This window comes from Streptomyces olindensis (assembly GCF_040645895.1).
Lineage (GTDB): Bacteria > Actinomycetota > Actinomycetes > Streptomycetales > Streptomycetaceae > Streptomyces > Streptomyces olindensis.
In genome coordinates this window covers 1-20088 of the sequence record NZ_JBEYZD010000107.1, presented here as the reverse complement: position 1 = coordinate 20088, position 20088 = coordinate 1, and the positions used below count along the sequence as shown (strand labels likewise).

Here is a 20088-nt window from a genome sequence, read left to right as displayed (position 1 = left end):
CGGGCCGGCCGCCCGTGGTCCGGTCCGGATGGAAGTTCAGTGTGATGCGCAGGCGCGGGTCCGCCCCGATCGGGTCGGACCCCGTCCGCCGTCCCCCGTCCGCCGTCCCCCGTCCGCCGCTTGGAGGCGTGCTACCGGGCCAGATAGAGGCTCAGGTGCTGGCCGGTGTGTGAGTGGGGCGCCCGGGCCAGGTCGGCCGGGGTGCCCGTGAAGATGATCTCGCCGCCGGTGTTGCCGCCCTCGGGGCCGAGGTCGATGACCCAGTCGGCCTGGGAGATCACGGCCAGGTCGTGTTCGATGACGATGACGGTGTTGCCCCGCTCGACGATCCGGTTGAGCAGGCCGACGAGGTTGTCGATGTCGGACAGGTGGAGGCCGGTGGTCGGCTCGTCGAGGATGTAGACGGTGCCGGAGCCGGAGAGCCGGTCGGCGAGCTTGAGCCGCTGGCGCTCACCGCCGGACAGGGTGGCCAGGGACTGGCCGAGGCCGAGGTAACCGATGCCGGTCTCGATCAGGGCGTTGGCCTTGGCCCGCAGCGGTCCCGAGAGGAAGAACTCCCCCGCCTCCTCGGCGGACATCTCCAGGACGTCCGCGATGTTCTTGCCGCGCACCCGGTGCTGGAGCACCGACTCCTTGAAGCGGCGGCCCTCGCAGACCTCGCAGTGCGTGGTGACCGGGTCCATGTAGGCGACCTCGGTGATGAGCAGGCCGCGCCCCTCGCACTCCTCGCAGGCGCCCTTGGAGTTGAAGCTGAACAGGCTGGCGTCCTCGCCGCTGGCCTTGGCGAACAGCTTGCGGATCGGGTCCATCAGCTTGAGGTAGCTCGCCGGGGTGGACCGCGAGGAGCGCGGGATGGGCGACTGGTCGACGAAGACGGCCCCCGGGTACTGGGCGCGGAAGGCGTGGGCGATCAGGGAGCTCTTGCCCGCGCCGGCCACTCCGGTGACGGCGGTCAGGACACCGGTGGGGATCTCGGTGGAGACGTTCTTCAGGTTGTTCGCCGTGGCGTTCACGATCGGCAGGGTGCGGCCCCACGGGCGGGGGTTCTCCTTGATCCCGCCGGTGCGTCGCAGCCCCTGCCCGGTCAGTGTGTCCGCGGCGCGCAGTTCGTCGTAGGAGCCCTCGAAGACGATGGTGCCGCCGTGGACGCCCGCTCGCGGGCCGATCTCGACGACGTGGTCGGCGACCGCCATGACGTCCGGGTCGTGCTCCACGACGAGGACCGTGTTGCCCTTGTCGCGCAGGGCGCGCAGCAGGTCGTTGAGCCGGCTGACGTCGCGGGGGTGCAGGCCGACGCTGGGCTCGTCGAAGATGTAGGTCAGCCCGGTCAGTTCGCTGCCGAGGTGGTTGACGAGCTTGAGCCGCTGGCCCTCGCCGCCGGAGAGCGTGGAGGTGGAGCGGTCCAGGGTGAGATAGCCGAGGCCGATGGCCTGGATCTGCTCCAGCGTCTCGATGATGGTGGTGACGAGCGGCGTGTCGAGCCGCTCCCGCAGCGCGGCGACGACGCCGATGAGGTCGCTGACCTGCATCTGGCACCAGTCGGCGATGTTGTGGCCGTCGATGCGGGTGGCGAGCGCCTTCTGGTTGAGCCGGGCGCCCTCGCAGGTGGGGCAGACGCCCTCGGTGAAGAACTCGGCCGCCTTGTCGCGCGCGGCCTTGCTCATGCCGCCCGTGTCCCGCTTCAGGTGGCGGCGGACGAAGCTGTCCACCAGGCCCTCGTAGCGCAGGGCCAGCACATTGCCGTTGGGGTAGGTCACCTCGACCGTGCCGCTGCTGCCGTGCAGCAGGGTGTGCATCTCCTCGTCGGTGTAGTCGGCGAGCTTCTTGTCGGCGTCCAGGCGCTCGTAGTTGGCGTAGAACTGCCAGTTCGCGCTGCCGACGGTGTAGCCGGGCAGGAGGATGGCGCCCTCGGCGATCGACTTCCCGCGGTCGATCATCAGCTCGGGGCTGGCGCGCCGGGCGCGGCCGAGGCCCTCGCACTCGGGGCACATGCCCTTGGGGTCGTTGAAGGAGTAGAGCCAGGTCTGGCCGAGGCCGTCGTTGCCGTGGTTGGCGAAGAGCACGCGCATCACGGTGTAGACGTCGGTGACCGTGCCGACGGTGGAGCGGGCGTTGCCGCCGAGGGGCCGCTGGTCGACGACCACCGGGGTGGTCAGCCTGGTCACCGCGTCGACGTGCGGCCGTTCGAACTTGGGCAGGTCGTGCCGGATGTTCCAGGGGAAGGTGGCGTTGAGCTGCCGCTGGGCCTCCACGGCGACGGTGTCGAAGACCAGGGAGGACTTTCCGGAGCCGGAGACGCCGACGAAGACGGTGATGCGGTTCTTGGGGATGACGAGGGAGACGTCCTTCAGGTTGTTCTCTCGGGCACCGACGACCTGAATGCCCTCGTCGGTTGCGGTAACCGGCGTCTGGTTCACAAATCATCCTCTCTGCGTCGGGTGAGTCGTCGAGGCGGGGTGACGCGTCGCGCTCACCGCACCTGCGCGCGGACGGCGCGCAGGAGGTCGGGGTCCTGCGGTTCGACGGTGGGGCCGAAGCGCCCCACGCAGTGGCCGGCGGACGAGACGAGGAACTTCTCGAAGTTCCAGCGCACGTCCCCGGTGTGGCCCTCCGCGTCGGCGAAGGGCGTCAGGGCGGCGTAGAGGGGGTGGCGGTCCGCTCCGTTGACGTCGGTCTTCTCGGTGAGCGGGAACGTGATCCGCTGGATCGCGCAGAAGTCGGCGATCTCCTCGGGGGTGCCCGGTTCCTGCTCGCCGAACTGGTTGCAGGGCACTCCGATGACGCTGAGCCCGTCCTCGTGGTGGCGGCGGGCGAGCGTCTCGAGGCCGGCGTACTGGCCGGCCAGGGCGCAGCGGGAGGCGACGTTGACGATGAGCAGGGTCCGGCCGCGGTGCCGGGACAGCAGGTCGGGCTTGCCGTCGAGGTCCGCGATGGCGATGTCGAAGACGGTCATGCCGTGCACGCTAGGTTCGTCCGCTCCGGACGCGGTCGACGTCGCATCGTGGGGTCCTCGCGCTCCGCTCGACGAGTGCCCGACACAGGCGGGCCGAGGGGGTGTGAGCCGACCCGGGGGATTAGCCGGCTCACACCCCGGTACAGGGGTTCTTACCTGCTCAGGGCCCGGTACTTGCGGACGGCCAGCGGGAAGAACACCGCGAAGATCGCGAGCGGCCAGACGAAGGACATGAGCATCGCGTGCTCGGCGATCCAGGAGGTGCCGCCCACCCCGGGGTTGCCGAACAGCTCACGGGTGGCATGGGCGGTGGACGACAGTGGGTTCCACTCGGCGATGGTCGCCAGCCAGCCCGGCATCATCTCCGGGGAGGCGAAGGTGTTGGCGACGATGCCGAGCGGGAACAGCAGGGTGTAGACGGCGGAGGCCGCCTCCGGGGTCTTGATGATCAGGCCGAGGTAGATGCCGACCCAGAGCAGGGCGAAGCGCAGCAGGAGCAGGAGCGCGAAGGCGCCGAGCGCCTGCATGAACCCGTCGCTCCAGCTCCACCCGGCGATGACCCCGCAGCCCATGAGGATCATCAGGACGACGGTGCTGTAGAGCATGTTGACGATGCTCTGCCCGATCACCACGGAGGCGGCGGACATGGGCATGGAGCGGAAGCGGTCGGTGACGCCCTTGGAGGCGTCGGCGGTGACGCCGGCCATGGTCTCGCCGATGCCGAAGGCCATCGACATGACGAACATGCCGGGCATCAGGAACTCCATGTAGTCCCCGCCGCCCTCGACCTGCATGCCGCTGCCGAAGATGCCGCCGAACAGCAGCACCATCAGGATCGGGAAGGCGAGGCCGGCCAGGATCTGGGTGGGGTTGCGGGCCCAGTGGGACAGTCCGCGGAGCGTGAGCGTCCAGGAGTCCGCGAGGACCCAGCCCAGTTTGGCCAGCGGGTTCCTGGGCAGTTCGGGCGCGATGATCGCGGTCATGACTGGGCGACCTCCTTGAGGCTCTGCTCGGCGGACGTGGCCGCTCCGTTGCCGGTCAGGTTCAGGAACACCTCGTCGAGAGTGGGCCTGCGCAGGGCGATGTCCTCGGCCTCGATGCCGGCGTCGTCGAGTTCGCGGGCGACGGCGGTGAGGGCGGCGACCCGGTTGTCGACGACGACGCTGACGCGCCGGTTGTCGGCGTCCGTCTCGGGCTCGGAGCGCAGCAGGGCGCCGATCGCGCGGGTGGCGCGTTCGAGGTCGTGGGCCCGGCGGAGGACGACGTCGATCCGGTCGCCGCCGATCTTGTTCTTGAGCTGGTCCGGGGTGCCGGACTCGACGACCCTGCCGTTGTCGATCAGGGCGATGCGGTCGGCCAGTTGGTCGGCCTCCTCGAGGTACTGGGTGGTCAGCAGGACCGTGCGGCCCTCGGCGATCAGGCCTCGGACGGACTCCCAGACGTCGTTGCGGCCCCGCGGGTCGAGCCCGGTGGTGGGCTCGTCGAGGAACAGCACGGACGGGGCCAGGATGAGGCTGGCGGCGAGGTCGAGCCGCCGGCGCATACCGCCGGAGTACTGCTTGGCCGGCTTGCCGGCGGCTTCGGTCAGGCCGAAGCGCTCCAGCAGCTCGTCGGCCCGGGCCTGGGCGTTGCGTTTTCCGATGTGATATAAGCGCCCGAACATCACGAGGTTCTGACGGCCGCTCAGGTCCTCGTCCACCGCGGCGTGCTGGCCGAGGAGTCCGATGCTGTAGCGGACCTGGGCCGACTGGGTGGCGACGTCGTAGCCGGCGACCCGGGCTGTTCCCTCGTCGTACTTCAGCAGGGTGGAGAGGATGCGGACCGCGGTGGTCTTTCCGGCGCCGTTCGGGCCGAGGAGCCCGTAGACGACGCCTCGGGGTACCTCCAGGTCGAGTCCCGCGAGGGCCTCCTTGTCGCCGTATTTCTTCTTCAGAGCTTCGGTCTGGATCGCCAGGTCGGCGCCGCCCATGCCCGCCCCTTCTTTCGGGTGCTCAAATTTGGGTACCCGGCGAGCATAGAGGAGGGCGACCCGGATATTCAAGTTTTAGTACCCCCCGGCGACGCCTTCCTCGCGGGCGTCCCAGTGGTCCCGGTGGGCGGCGTACCACTCGACCGTCTCGCGCAGCCCGTCCTCCAGCGACCAGCGGGGCGCGTAGCCCAGTTCGCGGCGGATCTTGGAGTCGTCCACGGCGTACCGGAAGTCGTGCCCCTTGCGGTCCGCCACCCGCCGCACGAGGTCCCAGTCGCGTCCGCAGAGCGCGAGGAGGCGGCCGGTCATCTCCTTGTTGGTCAGGTGGGTGCCGCCGCCGACGTTGTAGACCTCCCCCGGCCGGCCCCGGTCCAGCACCAGCCGCACCGCGTGGCAGTGGTCGTCCACGTGCAGCCACTCCCGCAGGTTCGAGCCGTCCCCGTACAGCGGGACCGGCTGCCCGTCGAGGAGCCGGGTGACGAACAGCGGGACCAGCTTCTCGGGATGCTGGCCGGGGCCGTAGTTGTTGGCGCACCGGGTGATGCGCACGTCGAGCCCGTGGGTGCGCCAGTACGACCGGGCGATGAGGTCGGCCGACGCCTTGGACGCCGCGTACGGCGAGTTGGGCAGCAGCGGCTCGTCCTCCGTCCAGCGCCCCTCGGTGATGGAGCCGTACGTCTCGTCCGTGGAGACCTGGACGAAGACGCCCGTGCCGTGCCGCAGCGCCGCTTCGAGCAGGGCCTGCGTGCCGAGCACGTTGGTGCGGACGAAGGCCTCGGCGCCCTCCACCGAGCGGTCCACGTGCGACTCCGCGGCGAAGTGGACCACCGCCTCGTGGCCCGGGAACACCTTGTCCAGCAGGGGCGGGTCGCAGATGTCGCCGTGCACGAAGGCCAGCCGCGGGTGGTGCGCCGGCAGGTTGTTCAGCGTCCCCGCATAGGTGAGCTTGTCCAGGACGGTCACCCGGTCGTCCTCGTGCCCGGGGTATCCGCCGCTCAGCAGCGTTCTGACGAAGTGCGAGCCGATGAAGCCGGCCGCACCGGTCACCAGGATGTTCACGCTTCTCCCGTCCTCGTCGCGTCAGCGGGCCGCGGCCACCATTCGGTGACGTGCCGTCAGTTTCTCGAGTGTGGGCACCACTTCGTTGGGGCTCGGCGCCGACAGCATGGCCAGGCGCAGCCGGCGGGCGCCTTCCGTGAACGCGGGGTCGTCGAGCACCCGCACGAGCTTGTCGCGCAGGACCTCCACGGTCAGGCCCTCGGAGTGCAGGTGCAGCCCCGCGCCCAGCTCCTCCACCCGCTGGGCCCGGTAGATCGCGTCCCACATCCAGCCGAGCGCCACCTGCGGCACCCCGTACGCGGCGGCGGTCGCCCACGTCCCGGCACCGCCGTGGTGGACGATCGCCGAGCAACTGGGCAGCAGGGCCAGCAGGGCCACGTGGTCGACCACCCGCGTGTTGTCCGGCACCCGCGACACCTGGGCGAGTTCCTTCTCGCTCAGCGTCGCGACCACCTCGACGTCCAGGTCGGCCAGCGAGGCGAAGACGTCGTTCACGTCGACGGCGTTGGGGAACTCCGTGTCCCGGATGGTGAGCCCGAGGGTGAGGCAGACCCGGCGGCGCTCCGGCGGCCGGCGCAGCCAGTCCGGCACGACGGCCGGGCCGGGCCCGTTGTACGGCACGTAGCGCGTGGGCACCGTCGGCAGCCCCAGCTCCATCCGCACGCCGGGGGGCATCTGGTCGACCGACCACTGCCCCGTGACCACGTCCGGGTCGAAGGCGGCGCCGTGCCGGTCGAGGGTGTACGCCAGCCACTCCTCCAGCGGGTCGTCGCGCAGTTCCGCGGGCAGTTCCGCCTGCCGCCGGCGCAGCGTCAGGTGGGTGTTCGCGAACAGGTCGGGGAAGGCCAGGAGCCGGGCGTGGGCGGCACCGGTCGCCTTGGCGGCGACGGCGCCGGCGAAGGTGAAGGGCTCCCAGAGCACCAGGTCCGGCTGCCAGAACCGGGCGTAGTCGACGAGCGCGTCGATCATCGTGTCGTTGTTGATCTGCGCGTAGAAGGTCGCCGTCAGCATCGCGTTCGACGCCCGCAGGAAGTCGAGGCTCAGCCGCTCCGGGCGGTTCTCCAGGTAGTCGCGGTCCAGGTGGTGCATGAGCATCCCGGGACCGACGGTGGGGATGACGGCGTCCATGCGGTGGTCGTCGCCGACCGGCACGGCCGTCAGACCGGCCCGGGTGATGCTCTCGACGGCGGCCGGCTGGCTGGCCACCCGGACCTCGTGTCCGGCGGTCCTGAGCGCCCAGGCGAGCGGAACGACGCCGTTGAGATGGGCGTCCTGTGCGAAGGCTGTCAGCAGTACACGCACCGAGGTGCTCCTCCCCTGGTGATGGTCGGTCCGGTCATGCGACCGGGAAGCGCAGGACGCCGCGCAGCACCGCCGAGCGCATGCGGTGCAGCACCTCGGCGCCCCTGCGCAGGCCGGGCCGCAGCTCGGCGAGGACGCGCACCGCGGCTTCCGTCTGGAGCCGGACCAGTGCCTCGGTGACCGGGGCCGCGGGACCGCCGAGCAGGGTCAGCGACCGGTCGGCGTCGGCGCGGCCGGGGACGAAGGCGTCCGGGTCGGCGAAGGCCTCCGGGTCGCGGTTGGCCGCGTCGACGAGCACCACGACGCGCCGGCCCTCCTCGACGGTCTTGCCGTCGAGCTCGCTCTGCTCGCGCGCGATACGGCTCTCGAAGCGCAGCGGCGGGGCCAGTCGCAGGGCCTCGCGGACCGCGGCGCCGGCCCGTCCGGGCTCCTGCCCGATCCGCTCCCACTCCTCGCGGTGGTCCAGCAGGACCTCGACCGCGTTGCACACGGCGGTCGCGGTGACCTCGACGCCGACCACGACGGCGAGCGTGCCGACGGCGACCGCGTCCTCGGGCGACACGCCGTCGAGCGCGGCGAGGCCGGTGGCGCCGCCGCTGCCGACCAGGCGGGTCAGCTCGGCGGAGAGGTCCGCCATGGCTGTGAACAGCGCCCGCGCGGCGACCAGTTGCTGCGGGCAGTGGCCCGCGTCCAGGGCGGTGGCGAGACCCGCGTGCAGTTCGGGCAGGCGCTGCCGCGTCTCCTCGGGCAGGCCGAGCACGTCGGCCACCACGCGCAGCGCGGCGGGGACGGCGACGTCCCGGTACAGGTCGAACCGTTCGCCGGTCGCGGCCAGCGCCTGCCGGTAGGCCGCCTCGATCTCCGGCAGCCGCGCGTCGAGCGCCTCGGCCGACAGCAGCGGGGCCGCGGCCCGGGCCAGCGCGCGGTAGGCGGCCGGATCGCGGTTGAGCTGGGCGTCGTCGAGGGGGACGACGTGGCACAGCAGGGGGTTGTCCCAGACGTCGACACCCGGGTGGGCCTGCGGCCCCTCCTCGGCGTGGCGCGGGGAGAACCGCTCGTCGCCGAGGATCCGGGCGCCGAGCTCGCGGCGCGCGGTGACCCACGCGCCGACGCTGCTCTCGTGCAGGCCCTGTTCGCGGGCGCGTGCCCCGTGGTCGAGGGGGTCGTCGTCCCCGGCGCGCAGGATCATGGCGAAGGGGTCGCCCTGGGCGCCGAAGATGAACTGGACGCCTCGGATGGTCAGCAGATGCCGGCCCAACTCGCTGTTGGTCTGATCGGTCAGCATGACACCGTCCTTGGGAGAAGAGTCCTGACAAGGTGAGGGAGGCCGCCGATCCGGCGCGGGGGCCATGGATCCGGCGGACGGGGAAGGGGCGAAGCGCCACGGGCGACGCTAGGCCGCGTGCCTACAAAGGCACTCGACACGCGCTACACGGGCCGCGCGTCCGGTACGCCGGCGAGTTCCCGCAGCGCCGCGGCGGCGGCGCGTACGGCGGTCACGTCGTCCTCGGCGGTTCCCGGCCGGGCCGGCAGCAGCGGGACGACGGCGGAGCGCCCGGAGCGCACGGCCGGGTGGCGGCGGGCCAGTTGCGACAGACCCTGCCCCGGACCGGCCTCCACCAGCACCGGGTCGCCCTGGGCGAGGAGGGCGTCGAGGGCGGGCCAGAACAGCACCGGCGCCACCGGCTGCCTGCTCCAGAAGGCCGGGTCCTTCGCCTCCGCGGGCGTCAGGAACCGGCCCGTGTACCCGGACATGACCGGGATCCGGGGCTCGCCGACGGGCAGGGCGGCGATCCGCTCGTCGGCACCGCTCATGGCCGGGGCGAGGGCGGGGCTGTGGAACGCCGTGGAGGCCGGTACGCGCTGGAGCACGAACCCGGCGCCGGCCAGTGCCGCCGTGACGGTGCGCAGCGGGTCGTCGGGGCCGGCCAGGACCGTCTGCCGCAGGGCGTTGACGGCGCCGACGACCACGCCGTCGGTGAGGAAGGGCGCCACCTCCTCCCGGGTGGCGGCGACGGCGACCATCCCGCCGGGCGGCGCGTCCGCCAGCCGGGTGACGCGGTCGTGCACCATGGCTGCGGCGTCCGGCAGCGTGAAGACGCCGGCGAGGACCGCGGCCGCCACCTCGCCGATGCTGTGGCCGAGCAGGGCGACGGGCCGCACGCCCCAGCCGAGCACGAGCCGCCCGAGGGCGTAGTCCACCGCGAACAGCAGGGGCTGGGAGCGCGTGACGTGGTCCGTCAGCGCGGTGTCGCGGGAGCCGAGCCAGTCCTCGCGCAGGCCGGTGGTGTGGCCGCCCGGCCCGCCGGCGTCCGCCAGCGCGGTCAGGGCCTCGTCCATCGCCTCGGCGAAGACGGGCTCGGCGGCCAGGAGGCCCGCGGCCATGCGCGGGTGCTGCGCCCCCTGGCCGGGCAGCAGCAGGGCGACCGGGCGCGTACCGCCGTCCCGCCCGTCCGCTGCCGTGCGGACGTCGTTCATCGGTCCCTCCAGGAAGGTGCGTCGAGGATCTCGACCACGGCGCAGGACCAGCTGAAGCCGGCGCCGACGCCGAAGAGCAGGCAGGTGTCGCCCGGGCCGAGCTCCCCGGCGGTGACCAGATGGTCGAGCCCGGCGAAGGGGTCTCCGGCGCCCAGGTGCCCGATCGTGCGGCTCCAGGGCCAGGTGCTGCGCGCGGGGTCGATGCCGAACTTCGCGAAGTAGGCGACGTGCAGGCGGCGGTGACCCAGGTGCGGCAGCACGAACCGGTCGATGTCCGCGAGGCCCAGCCCGGCGTCGGCGAGCGCCTGCTTGACGACGGCCTCCTGCGCCGCGGCGACCCGGGCGACGGTCGGGGCCACGCCGTGGCGGGCCAGGAAGTCCCGCTTGTGCGCCTCCAGATCGACGACGTCGCGGTGGCCGAACGGGGCGGGCCCGAACGGGTCGTCGCCGCGGTGCATGCCCTCCAGGTCGGGTGCGGAGACGGTCGCGATGCTGCGGACCCGGGCGAACCCGGAGTGCCGCGACACCACGAGGGCGGTGCCGCCGTCGCCGTAGACGGTGCCCGGGTCGCTGCGCCACCGGTCGAACCCGGGCAGGCAGAACCGGTCGCCGGTGGTCACCAGGGCCGCCACCCGGGCCGGGTCGGCGGCCAGGTAGGCCCAGGCCAGGTCGAGTGCCGCCATGCCGCCGTTGGAGACCTGCCGGACCTCCATGGCGGGGCACTGGTTGCCGACGGCGGCCCGCTGGACGTACGAGGCGGGGGCCCACAGGTCGAAGCCCTGGTAGTAGAAGCTGGCGTGCAGCACGAGGTCGATGTCGCCCGGCTCGGCGGCGGCCCGCTCCAGTGCGGTCCGGGCGGCCCGGGCCGCCATCTCGGGGGCGGGCTCGCCCGCGGAGACGGTCACCGACTCCATCCGGGTGGAGCGGGCGACGGCGGCCTCGCAGCGCCCGTCCGCGACCGCGTCCGCGACCCGTTCGGCCGGGGGCAGCCACGTCCCGGTGGCCCTGATGTACAGCGCGCCGCCGTTCACGCCGCCGTCCTCTCCGCGGACCGGTGCGCGACGGCGTCGCCGGGCGCGGGGGCCCGGACGACCAGGGCGCTGTTGAAGCCGTGGTGGCCGCGGGCCAGGACCAGGGCCGCCGTGCCGGAGACGGGCCGGGGCCGTCCGAGGACGAGGTCGAGGCCGTACGTGTCGGGCACCCGCGAGACGTTGACCGTGGGCGGGGCGAGCCGGTCGCGCAGGGTCAGCAGGGCGGTGACCACGTCGAGCGGCCCGGCGCCGGAGTAGAGCCGGCCGGTGGCCGTCTTGGGCACGGTGACCGGGACTCCTCCCGGGCCGAAGACCTCGGTGAGCGCCGCGGCCTCGGCCGCGTCGAGTTCGGGTACCCCGGCGCCGTCGGCGAAGACGACGGCGATGTCCTGCGGCGTGGCTCGGGCGTCGGCGAGCGCCTGCTCGACGGCCCGGCGCAGGGCCGGGGGGCGCCCGGACCCGGGGCGCGGGTCGAAGGTGGCGCCGAACCCGGCGATCTCGCCGTAGTGGCCGCGCCCGCGCGCACGGGCCCCCTCGCCGCTCTCCAGGGTGAGCAGCGCCCCGCCCTCGCCGGGCAGATGACCGGAGGCCCGGTCGTCGAAGGGCAGGTAGGCGTCGGTGGTGAGCCGTCCGCCGGCCAGCTGGGCGGCCATGCCGTACGGGCACAGCGAGCAGTCCATGCCGCCGGAGATCATCAGCCGGGCGCCCGCGCGGATCTGGCGCCGGGCGTGGGCGAGGGCGTCCAGGCCGCCGGCCTGCTCGCCGACGAAGACGCCGGTCGGCCCGTTCATGCCGTGCCGGATGGAGATCTGGCCGGTGTTGACGGCGTAGAACCAGGCGAAGGACATGTAGGCGCTGACCTTCTTGGGGGACTCGCCCCACAGGTGCTGGAGTTCGCGCTGGCCGAAGCCGAAGCCGCCGGAGGCGCCGGCGGTGACGACGCCGCGTTCCAGGGACGGCACCGCGTCCAGGTCGACGCCGGCGTCGGCGACGGCCCAGTCGGCGGCGGCCAGGGCGAACTGGGTCATGCGGTCGGTCTGCGGGATCAGCCGGCTCGGCAGGTGCTCGCCCGCCTCGAACCCGGTCACCTCGCCGGCCCGGCGGGTCGGATAGCGGCTGGGGTCGAACGCCTGGACGCGGCGGATGCCGTCGTCGCCGCGCAGGGTCGCCGCCCAGTAGGCGTCGAGTCCGACGCCGGTGGGGGCGACGACGCCGATGCCCGTGACCACGACGGGGGTCATGCGGCCCGCCCCTCGGGCCGGCGCAGCACCATCGCGCTCTGGAAGCCGCCGAAGCCGCTGCCGACGGTGAGCGCGGCCGACATGGTCCGCTCCCTGGCGTGCAGGGGGACGTAGTCCAGGTCGAGTTCGGGGTCGGGGTCGGTCAGGTTGGCGGTGGGCGGGATGACGCCGTGTTCGAGGGCCAGGGCGGTGGCGGCGACCTCGATGGAGCCGATGGCGCCGAGCGAGTGCCCGATCATCGACTTGATGGAGCTGACCGGGACGCGGTGGGCGTGGGAGCCGAGGCTGCGCTTGAGGGCCGCCGTCTCGTGCACGTCGTTCTGCTTGGTGGCGGTGCCGTGGGCGTTGACGTACCCGAGGGCCTCGGGGCCGAGCCGGGCCTCGTCGAGGGCGGCGTCGACGGCGGCGGCGAGCTCGCGTCCGTCGGTGCGCAGCCCGGTCATGTGGTACGCGTTGCCCCGGGAGGCGTAGCCGGCGATCTCGGCGTACACGTGGGCGCCCCGGCGCCGGGCCGCCGTCAGCTCCTCCAGGACCAGGACGGCGGCGCCCTCGCCGAGGACGAAGCCGTTGCGGGTGCGGTCGAAGGGGCGCAGCGCGGTCGCCGGGTCGTCGTTGCGGGGCGAGGTGGCGCGGATGGCGTCGAAGCAGGCCACGGTGATCGGGGAGATGGGGGCGTCGGTGGCCCCGGCGATCATCACGTCGGCGGTGCCCTCGCGGATGAGGGCGGCCGCGTGCCCGACCGAGTCGAGGCCGGAGGTGCAGCCGGCGGAGACGACGGTGCAGGGGCCTTCGGCGCCGGCCTCCCAGGCGAGTTCCGCGGCCATGGAGCTGGGCACGAAGTGGTCGTACAGGTGCGCGCTGGCGGCGGTGTGGTCGACCAGCCACTCCTGTCCGCCGCCGCTCAGGGCGATGTACTCCTCTTCGAGTTTCCGGGTGCAGCCGACCGCGCTGCCGAGGCTGACGCCGGTGCGGTGGGCGGTGTCGGGGTCGGGCTCCAGGCCGCTGTCGGTGACGGCCTCGCGCAGTGCGACCAGGGCGAACTGCGCCGCCCGGTCGAGCCGTTCGGCGTCCTCGGGGCTCAGGCCCTGCTCCGCGGCGTCGAAGTCGCACTCGGCTGCGATCCGGGAGCGGAACGGGGCGGGGTCGAAGAGGCTGATGGTCCGGGTCGCGGTGCGGCCGCCGGTGACGGTCTGCCAGAAGTGCTTGGTGCCGATGCCGCCGGGGGCCACCACCCCGATGCCGGTGATCGCGACCCGCCGGGTCATCGCGCCTCCCCGGTGGCGCTGCGCCGCTCCAGGTAGAGGTCGGAGCTGCTGGTGCTGATCGCCCGCAGCGCCTCGGCGTGCGGCCGGAAGTCGCTCTGGCCGACGGCGGCGCGGAAGGAGGCGACGTCGCTCCAGCGGGCGATGTTGACGTAGCTGTGCGGCTGTTCCAGGTGGCGTACGAGGGTGTAGCCGAGGAAGCCGGGCTGGCGCTCCATGAAGCGTGCCGTGCGGGCGAAGACGTCCTCGAACTCCTCCGGGGTGGTGCGGAGGGTGAAGGTGTTGACGAAGGTGGCCGGGCCGCCGGAGGCGGGGCCGGGCTGATCGGCTGACATGGGATCGGTGCTCCTCATCGTCCGGGCGTCCGGCGACGCGTACGCCGAGGTCAGACTGAAACCCTCGGTGGCGTGCCTCGCGGTGCCCTAGAAGACGGCTGGATCCCGTGCCCCGGGTCAGGGGCTGCCGCGCCCCAGCCGCACCGGGGTGCCGACGTCCCGCTGCCAGGCGTGGCCGAGCCCGGCGGCGACGGCGATGGCGCTCCAGCCGGCCAGCTCGCCGCCCTGGTAGTGGACGATGTCGGCGCCGCTGCGCCGGGGCAGTGCCCGGCCCGCGACGATCTCGGCGAGAGGCAGGGGCTCGGGCCGGGTGTCCGCGGCGGGGCTTGGCGGGGGGACGGGGCTGACGTGCCGGTCGGCGGGGCCGCGTGGGGGGACGAGGCTGATGTGCCGGACGGCGGGGCCGGCGGCGGCCGGCGGGTCCGTGGCGCTCTGGTCGATCAGGAGTGCCCCGGCCGCGAGCCATTCGACGCGGACGTGCGGGTGGCCGCCGGTGGTGGCGACGACGTCGGCGTCAGCGGCGGTGGCGCGGGCGTCCTCGGACATGCGCACCCTGAGGCCGGTGCGCAGGGCGGCGGCTGCCGCGAGGTCCCGGGCCTGGGCCGGGTCCCGGCCGACGACGTGCACCTCGGAGAGCGAGGGCAGCGCGCGGTGCAGCACGAGCAGGCAGGACCAGGCCGGTTCGCCGGAGCCGAAGAGGCCGAGCAGGGAGGGGGCCGGCGGGGCGAGGTAGCGCGCGGCGAGCCCGGAGGGGATGGCGCCGCGCCAGCCGTCCAGGGCGCCGGCGTCGACCAGGCCGAGGAGTGATCCGTCGTCGGCGAGGAGCAGTTCCACGCGGGGGGCGGGCTGGTCGGCGCCGGGGTCGAGGCGGACGGCGAAGCAGCGGCCGAAGGGGCCGTACGCGTGCGGGCCCACGGTCAGCCGGCAGTGCGTCGCGGGGAGCAGGACCGGGGTCTCGGGGCCGAGCGCCGGGCCGCGGCCGAGGAGCAGTCGCTGGACGTCGGAGAACCGCTCTTCCATGAAGGCCTCGTCGTCGAAGGCGTCGTCCACGTCTTCCGAGGTCAGCATGATCGGCACAGCGGTCGTCCTCTCGGGACGGGCACGATGGGTATGCAAACTTGAGTATCACGGGGTGCGCGCGGTCATCCACCGAACCCCCGTCAACGGCCGGAAGGGCTCCCCGTCAGGCGCCCTTCTCCTCCCCCGCCATGACGTAGGCGCCCGCCTCCAGGCGCTCGATCAGTGCCTCGGTCCAGGCGGCCTGGCTCGCGGCGCTGTGCTCCCAGAGGCCGAGGAGCTCGCGGATGTGGGCCCGCTGCGGCCGCTCCCCCGCCGTCTCGTCGACCTTCGCGATCAGCTCCCCCTGCTCCGCCGAGAGCGACGCGATGCGCTCCCGCAACAGGGCGATCGCCTCCTCGCGGCTGAGCGCCGGCAGCAGGACGAGCGCCGCCCCCAGCATGTCCGGCCGGTTGTTCCCCTGGCGCAGCGCGTCACGCAGCAGCCGGAAGAACTCCTCCTCGCCCGGGGGCGCGATCTCGTAGTCGACCCGGCCGGGCCAGTCGGGGATGTCGGTCGACTTCAGCAGGCCGTCCTTGGCCAGCTGCCGGAGCGCGTGGTAGATCGAGCCGAACTTGATGTGCGCCCATTCGTCGGCACCCCAGGACAGCAGTTCGGAGCGGACCAGATAGCCGTGCGCCCGGCCGTGCATCCGCACGACCCCCAGGACGAGCAATCGCGTGGCGGACATCGTCTCCCTGCTGAATCTCCCTCACGGCACGGACCGGTATCCGGTGCTCCGCGCATCGGCCGGACCCCGCCGGCTGATCCCACGGTAGTACACCACCTGCTGTTCTCCGCGAGGGCGGGAGGCACCGAGCGCCTCCGGCCGCCCCGCGTCGAGCGCCGCTGCAACGACTCTCGACTCCCGCACGAGGTCACGGCCCGAGGGTGGAGGCCCATCGCATACGGGTCGTTCGCCGGAACAGGGGTTGGGATGCGGGTACTCTTCACCACCTTCGCCGCCAAGTCGCACATGCACGCCCAGGTGACACTCGCCTGGGCCCTCAAGGCGGCGGGCCACGACGTCAGGATCGCCAGTCACCCCGATCTCGCCGAGGAGATCACCCGTACCGGGCTGACCGCCGTCGGGGTCGGGGAGGAACTGCATCTCGACGAGCAGATGCAGGAGACCCAGGAGAACATCGGCCAGGACGTCGACCAGCTGGAGAGCCAGGCACAGGTCGGTCTCGACATGAGCGAGACCCGCCCGGAGCGGCTGACCTGGGACTACACACTCGGTGTGTTCACGGCCATGACCTCGGTCGTCTTCCAGAACTGCTGCTCCGACCAGATGGTCGACGAGCTGGTGGAGCACTGCCGCTCCTGGAAGCCCGACCTGGTCCTGTGGGACACCATGACCTTCGCGGGCGCGATCGCCGCCATGGCCACGGGGACGGCGCACGGCCGGCTGCTCTTCGGGCTGGACCTGGCGGGCAAGATGCGCGAGACGTTCCTCGAGCAGCTGGCGGCGCGCCCGCCGGAGCTGCGGGACGACCCGCTGCGCGAGTGGCTCACCTGGAGCCTGGAGCGGCACGGCGCCTCCTTCGAGGAGGCCGCGGTGACGGGCGACTTCACCGTCTGCCCGCTGCCGGCGTCCATGCGGTTCCCGCTGGACCTGCACTACGTGCCGATGCGGTACGTGCCGTACAACGGCCAGTCCACCGTGCCGCAGTGGCTCCAGGAGCCGCCGAAGCGGGGCCGGCGGGTGTGCATCACCCTGGGCGTGGCGCACCGCGAGGTGCTGGGCGCCGACCGGGCGTCCATCGGCGACCTGCTGGAGGCCGTCGCGGGGCTCGACGACGTCGAGGTCGTCGCCACGCTCAACGAGAACCAGCTGAAGGACTTCGACACCCTGCCGGACAACGTGCGGGCCGTCGACTTCGTCCCGCTCGACGCGCTGCTGCCCTCCTGCGACGCGGTGATCCACCACGGCGGTTCGGGCAGCTTCGGCACGGCGATGATCCACGCCGTGCCCCAGCTCATCGTCGTCGACGGTGTCTGGGACACCATCAACAAGGCCCGCTACCTGGAGCGCCGCCAGGCCGGGCTCTACGTCCCCGGCAAGCTCAGCGCGAAGGGACTGCGCGAGCTGCTCGTCCGCCTGCTCGAGGAACCGGTCTTCAAGCGCAACGCCGAGGCCCTGCGGCGCGAGGCGCTCGCCGCTCCCGCCCCCGCGCAGGTCGTCCCCACGCTGGAGCGCCTGGCCGCCGAGCACCGCCGCCGGTGACCGGCGCGAGACCCGCACCGGGGCCACCGGCCCTGCCGTACCCCACTACCTCCCGGACGGTGAACCAAGCGATGCAGATCCGTAAGCTCAAGGTCGAGGGTGCCTACGAGTTCACGCCCCGTCAGTTCCGCGACCACCGCGGGCTGTTCGTCTCGCCCTTCCAGCTGGAGGCGTTCCAGCAGGCGCTGGGGCGGCCGCACTTCCCGGTCGCGCAGACCAACCACAGCATCTCCCGGCGCGGCACGGTCCGCGGCATCCACTTCACCGTCACCCCGCCCGGTACCGCGAAGTACGTGTACTGCGCGCGCGGCCAGGCCCTCGACATCGTGGTCGACCTGCGGGTCGGCTCGCCCACCTTCATGCGGTGGGACGCGGTCGAGATGGACCAGGTCCACTTCCGTGCCTCGTACTTCCCGGTCGGCGTCGGCCACGCCTTCGTCGCGCTGGAGGACGACACCGTCATGTCCTACCTGCTCACCGGCCCGTACGTGGCCGAGAACGAGCTCGCCGTCGACATCTTCGACCGGGAGCTGGGCGTGCGGATCCCCGCCGGTCTCGACACGGTGCAGTCGGAGCGGGACGCCGCGGCACTGTCCTTCGCCGCGGCCCGGGCCCAGGGACTGCTGCCCGACTACGCCGAGTCCGCCGCGGTCGAGGAGCGCCTGTGGCAGCCCTCCGGCATCGGCGCCACGAGCTGAGCACGGCGATGTCCACCACCACGCAGGGCGGGGCGGCCGCCGGCACCGTGGCCGTGCTCGGCGCCACGGGGTGCGTCGGCCGCAGCGTCTGTGACGAACTGTCGCGCACCGGGCACCGGGTGCTCGCCGTGGCCCGGCACCCGGCACCCCACACCCGCCCGCACGCCTTCGTCCCCCTCGACGTCGCCGGCACCGCCCCGCGGCGCCTCGCCGGGCTCCTCGACCGGTACGGCGTCACCGCGGTGGTCAACGCCACCGGCGGCTGGGGCACCACCGTCGAGGAGATGCGCCGGGCCCACATCGACCTCCTGGAGCGCCTGGTCGACGGCTGTGCCGCGACCTCCCGGCGGCTACGGGTCGTGCAGCTGGGTTCCATCCACGAGTACGGGCCCGTGCCGGACGGCGTCCTCATCGACGAACACCGCGCGCCCGGCCCGCTGACCCCCTACGGACTGACCAAGCGCACCGGTTCCGAGCACCTGCTGGCCCAGACCCGGGCGGGCCGGGTGGACGGGGTCGTGCTGCGCGCGGTCAACGTGTGCGGGCCGCACACCACGACGGCCAGCTTCCTCGGCGCCGTCGTGGCCCGGCTGCGCGCCCTCGGCCCGGGCGACGAGCTCAGCCTCGACGTCGCCGACGCCCGGCGGGACTTCGTCGACGTGCGGGACCTGGCCCGGGCGGCCGTCGCCGCGGTGCACGCGCCGGTCACCGGCCTGGTCGTGAACATCGGGCGCGGCGAGGCGGTGCCGATGCGCGACCTGGTCCAGGCCCTGTTCGACGCGGCCGGCGTGGACGCCTCGTCGGCGCGGCTCAACTCCGCCGAGGTCGCCAGCAAGGGCGGCGGCTGGACCTGCGCGGACATCCGGTTCGCCGCCCAGGTGCTCGGCTGGCGGCCCACGATCCCGCTCGGCGCCTCCGTCCGGGCGATGTGGGAAGCGGCAGCCGACACCACCTCCCTGGAGGTCTCATGAGCAACTCCCGTGCGCTCGCCACCGATTCATCGACTTCATCGACCCGCGATCCCGTCGAGCGGCGGATCAACGCCTCGGCGCGGCTGCGGACCGGCCCCCTCGGCGGCCTCTCCGACTTCACGGACTGGTTCGCCGACTACGGCCGACGCGCCTACACCCATGTCGACCGGGTCCCCCTGGAGGACCTGGAGGGCTGGGAGACCGACCCGGACACCGGCGACCTGCGCCACCACACGGGCCGGTTCTTCACCGTGCACGGGCTGGAGGTCGACCACCCGGGCGCGCCGGTGCCGCGGTGGACGCAGCCGATCATCAACCAGCCCGAGATCGGCATCCTGGGCATCCTCACCGCCCCCGTCGACGGGGTGCTGCACTGTCTGATGCAGGCGAAGGTCGAGCCCGGCAACGCCGAGGGGCTCCAGCTCTCCCCGACCGTCCAGGCGACCCGCAGCAACTACACCCGGGTCCACCAGGGGCGCCCGGTGCCCTACCTGGAGCACTTCCTGGACATCCACAGCCGCCCGGGCGTGCTCGCCGACGTGCGGCAGTCGGAGCAGGGGTCGTGGTTCTACCGCAAGCGCAACCGCAACGTGGTGATCGAGCTGCCGGAGCCGGTGGAGGCCCTCGACGGGTACCGCTGGATGACGCTGGGCCAGATCCACGAGCTGCTGGGGCGCAAGGACACCGTCAACATGGACGCCCGGACCGTGCTGTCGTGCCTGCCGTTCACCGGTGCGGGCGTCGACCGGCCGGACGGTGACGACTTCCGGTCGGCGCTGCTGCGCTCGGGCGATCCCGGGGCGCTCAGTCTGCACAGCGCGCGGGAGATCCTCGGCTGGATCACCGACCGGCGCACCAGCAGCGACATCGCGGTCCGCCGGGTCGCGCTCGGCGAGCTGCGCGACTGGAGCCGCACCGACGACCGCATCCGGCACGACGCGGGCGCCTTCTTCGACGTCATCGGGGTCCGGGTGGACGCCGGCGGCCGTGAGGTGCACCGGTGGAGCCAGCCGATGATCGAACCGGTGGGAGAGGGCGTCATCGCCTTCCTCGTCCGGCGGTTCGAGGGGGTGCTGCATGTCCTCGTGCACGCGCGCGTGGAGCCCGGTTTCGCGGACGTGGTGGAGCTGGGCCCGACCGTGCAGTGCGTCGCGGAGAGCCACGCGCGGCTGCCCGGCGGATCCGCGCCGCCCTTCCTCGACGAGGTGCTGCGGGCCCCGGCGGAGCGCGTCCGGTACGACACGGTGCTCTCCGAGGAGGGCGGCCGTTTCTTCCATGCGCTCAACCGCTACCTGATCGTGGAGACCGACCAGGACGTGCCCCGCGACCATCCCGACTACCGCTGGATGACGCTGCACCAGCTGTCGGACCTGCTGCGGCACAGCCACTACGTCAACGTCCAGGCCCGCAGCCTGATCGCCTGTCTGCACAGCCTGTACCACGGGGCCTGACGGCAGGGTGCGTGAAACGCCGTGTCCCGGTGAGGCGGTCGGCCTCACCGGG

At 73.0% G+C, this 20088-nt stretch carries 18 protein-coding genes; 4 read left to right on the top strand and 14 right to left on the bottom strand.

The window, feature by feature from the left end:
- Nucleotides 1–131: 131 nt before the first annotated feature.
- The 14 genes from ABZ948_RS38305 to ABZ948_RS38240 all read right to left on the bottom strand — a co-directional run bounded on the left by ABZ948_RS38305 (nucleotide 132) and on the right by ABZ948_RS38240 (nucleotide 15377).
- On the bottom strand, nucleotides 132–2417 hold the full coding sequence (locus tag ABZ948_RS38305; protein WP_359767649.1) for an ATP-binding cassette domain-containing protein: 2286 nt from the start codon (nucleotides 2415–2417) through the stop codon (nucleotides 132–134).
- A gap of 53 nt (nucleotides 2418–2470) precedes the next feature.
- A complete protein-coding gene (locus ABZ948_RS38300) occupies nucleotides 2471–2953 on the bottom strand; it encodes a glutathione peroxidase (RefSeq protein WP_359767647.1) in 483 nt (160 codons plus the stop codon).
- 152 nt (nucleotides 2954–3105) lie between these two features.
- A complete protein-coding gene (locus ABZ948_RS38295; RefSeq protein ID WP_114255105.1) occupies nucleotides 3106–3936 on the bottom strand; it encodes an ABC transporter permease in 831 nt (276 codons plus the stop codon).
- The gene (locus ABZ948_RS38290; RefSeq protein WP_359767645.1) at nucleotides 3933–4922 is read right to left on the bottom strand and encodes an ATP-binding cassette domain-containing protein; all 990 of its coding nucleotides are present in this window, start codon (nucleotides 4920–4922) and stop codon (nucleotides 3933–3935) included. The genes ABZ948_RS38295 and ABZ948_RS38290 overlap by 4 nt, the downstream gene beginning before the upstream one ends.
- A gap of 75 nt (nucleotides 4923–4997) precedes the next feature.
- Nucleotides 4998–5981, bottom strand: coding sequence for a dTDP-glucose 4,6-dehydratase (rfbB, locus tag ABZ948_RS38285; RefSeq protein ID WP_359767643.1), 984 nt, complete (start codon nucleotides 5979–5981; stop codon nucleotides 4998–5000).
- A 21-nt stretch (nucleotides 5982–6002) separates the two neighbouring features.
- Complete coding sequence (locus ABZ948_RS38280) at nucleotides 6003–7283, bottom strand: activator-dependent family glycosyltransferase (protein ID WP_359767641.1); 1281 nt, start codon at nucleotides 7281–7283, stop codon at nucleotides 6003–6005.
- Between the two features lie 34 nt (nucleotides 7284–7317).
- Entirely contained in the window at nucleotides 7318–8568 is a 1251-nt protein-coding gene (locus tag ABZ948_RS38275) for a cytochrome P450 family protein (RefSeq protein ID WP_359767639.1), read from the bottom strand.
- Nucleotides 8569–8711: 143 nt separating this feature from the next.
- A complete protein-coding gene (locus tag ABZ948_RS38270; RefSeq protein ID WP_359767637.1) occupies nucleotides 8712–9761 on the bottom strand; it encodes an acyltransferase domain-containing protein in 1050 nt (349 codons plus the stop codon).
- The gene (locus ABZ948_RS38265) at nucleotides 9758–10792 is read right to left on the bottom strand and encodes a ketoacyl-ACP synthase III family protein (RefSeq protein WP_359767635.1); all 1035 of its coding nucleotides are present in this window, start codon (nucleotides 10790–10792) and stop codon (nucleotides 9758–9760) included. The genes ABZ948_RS38270 and ABZ948_RS38265 overlap by 4 nt, the downstream gene beginning before the upstream one ends.
- Nucleotides 10789–12033 (bottom strand): ketosynthase chain-length factor, encoded by a 1245-nt coding sequence (locus ABZ948_RS38260; protein ID WP_359767633.1) that lies wholly within the window; start codon nucleotides 12031–12033, stop codon nucleotides 10789–10791. Before ABZ948_RS38260 ends, ABZ948_RS38265 begins: the two co-directional genes overlap by 4 nt.
- A complete protein-coding gene (locus tag ABZ948_RS38255; RefSeq protein WP_359767631.1) occupies nucleotides 12030–13298 on the bottom strand; it encodes a beta-ketoacyl-[acyl-carrier-protein] synthase family protein in 1269 nt (422 codons plus the stop codon). Before ABZ948_RS38255 ends, ABZ948_RS38260 begins: the two co-directional genes overlap by 4 nt.
- Complete coding sequence (locus ABZ948_RS38250; protein ID WP_359767629.1) at nucleotides 13295–13630, bottom strand: antibiotic biosynthesis monooxygenase family protein; 336 nt, start codon at nucleotides 13628–13630, stop codon at nucleotides 13295–13297. Before ABZ948_RS38250 ends, ABZ948_RS38255 begins: the two co-directional genes overlap by 4 nt.
- Before the next feature lie 117 nt (nucleotides 13631–13747).
- Nucleotides 13748–14698 carry a hypothetical protein gene (locus ABZ948_RS38245; protein ID WP_359767627.1) on the bottom strand — a complete coding sequence of 317 codons (951 nt, stop codon included), beginning with the start codon at nucleotides 14696–14698 and terminating at the stop codon, nucleotides 13748–13750.
- 115 nt (nucleotides 14699–14813) lie between these two features.
- Nucleotides 14814–15377 (bottom strand): PadR family transcriptional regulator, encoded by a 564-nt coding sequence (locus tag ABZ948_RS38240; RefSeq protein ID WP_031119633.1) that lies wholly within the window; start codon nucleotides 15375–15377, stop codon nucleotides 14814–14816.
- A gap of 246 nt (nucleotides 15378–15623) precedes the next feature.
- Here ABZ948_RS38240 and ABZ948_RS38235 point away from each other — a divergent pair, with 246 nt between their 5' ends.
- From ABZ948_RS38235 to ABZ948_RS38220, 4 genes are all read left to right on the top strand, one after another.
- The gene (locus ABZ948_RS38235) at nucleotides 15624–16916 is read left to right on the top strand and encodes an activator-dependent family glycosyltransferase (RefSeq protein WP_359767625.1); all 1293 of its coding nucleotides are present in this window, start codon (nucleotides 15624–15626) and stop codon (nucleotides 16914–16916) included.
- A 71-nt stretch (nucleotides 16917–16987) separates the two neighbouring features.
- Nucleotides 16988–17614, top strand: a complete 627-nt coding sequence (locus ABZ948_RS38230) for a dTDP-4-dehydrorhamnose 3,5-epimerase family protein (protein WP_359767623.1) — start codon at nucleotides 16988–16990, stop codon at nucleotides 17612–17614.
- On the top strand, nucleotides 17581–18585 hold the full coding sequence (locus ABZ948_RS38225) for an NAD-dependent epimerase/dehydratase family protein (RefSeq protein WP_359767621.1): 1005 nt from the start codon (nucleotides 17581–17583) through the stop codon (nucleotides 18583–18585). Before ABZ948_RS38230 ends, ABZ948_RS38225 begins: the two co-directional genes overlap by 34 nt.
- Nucleotides 18582–20036: an NDP-hexose 2,3-dehydratase family protein gene (locus ABZ948_RS38220; protein WP_359767619.1), complete on the top strand. Its 1455-nt coding sequence runs from the start codon at nucleotides 18582–18584 to the stop codon at nucleotides 20034–20036. Before ABZ948_RS38225 ends, ABZ948_RS38220 begins: the two co-directional genes overlap by 4 nt.
- Nucleotides 20037–20088 lie beyond the last annotated feature (52 nt).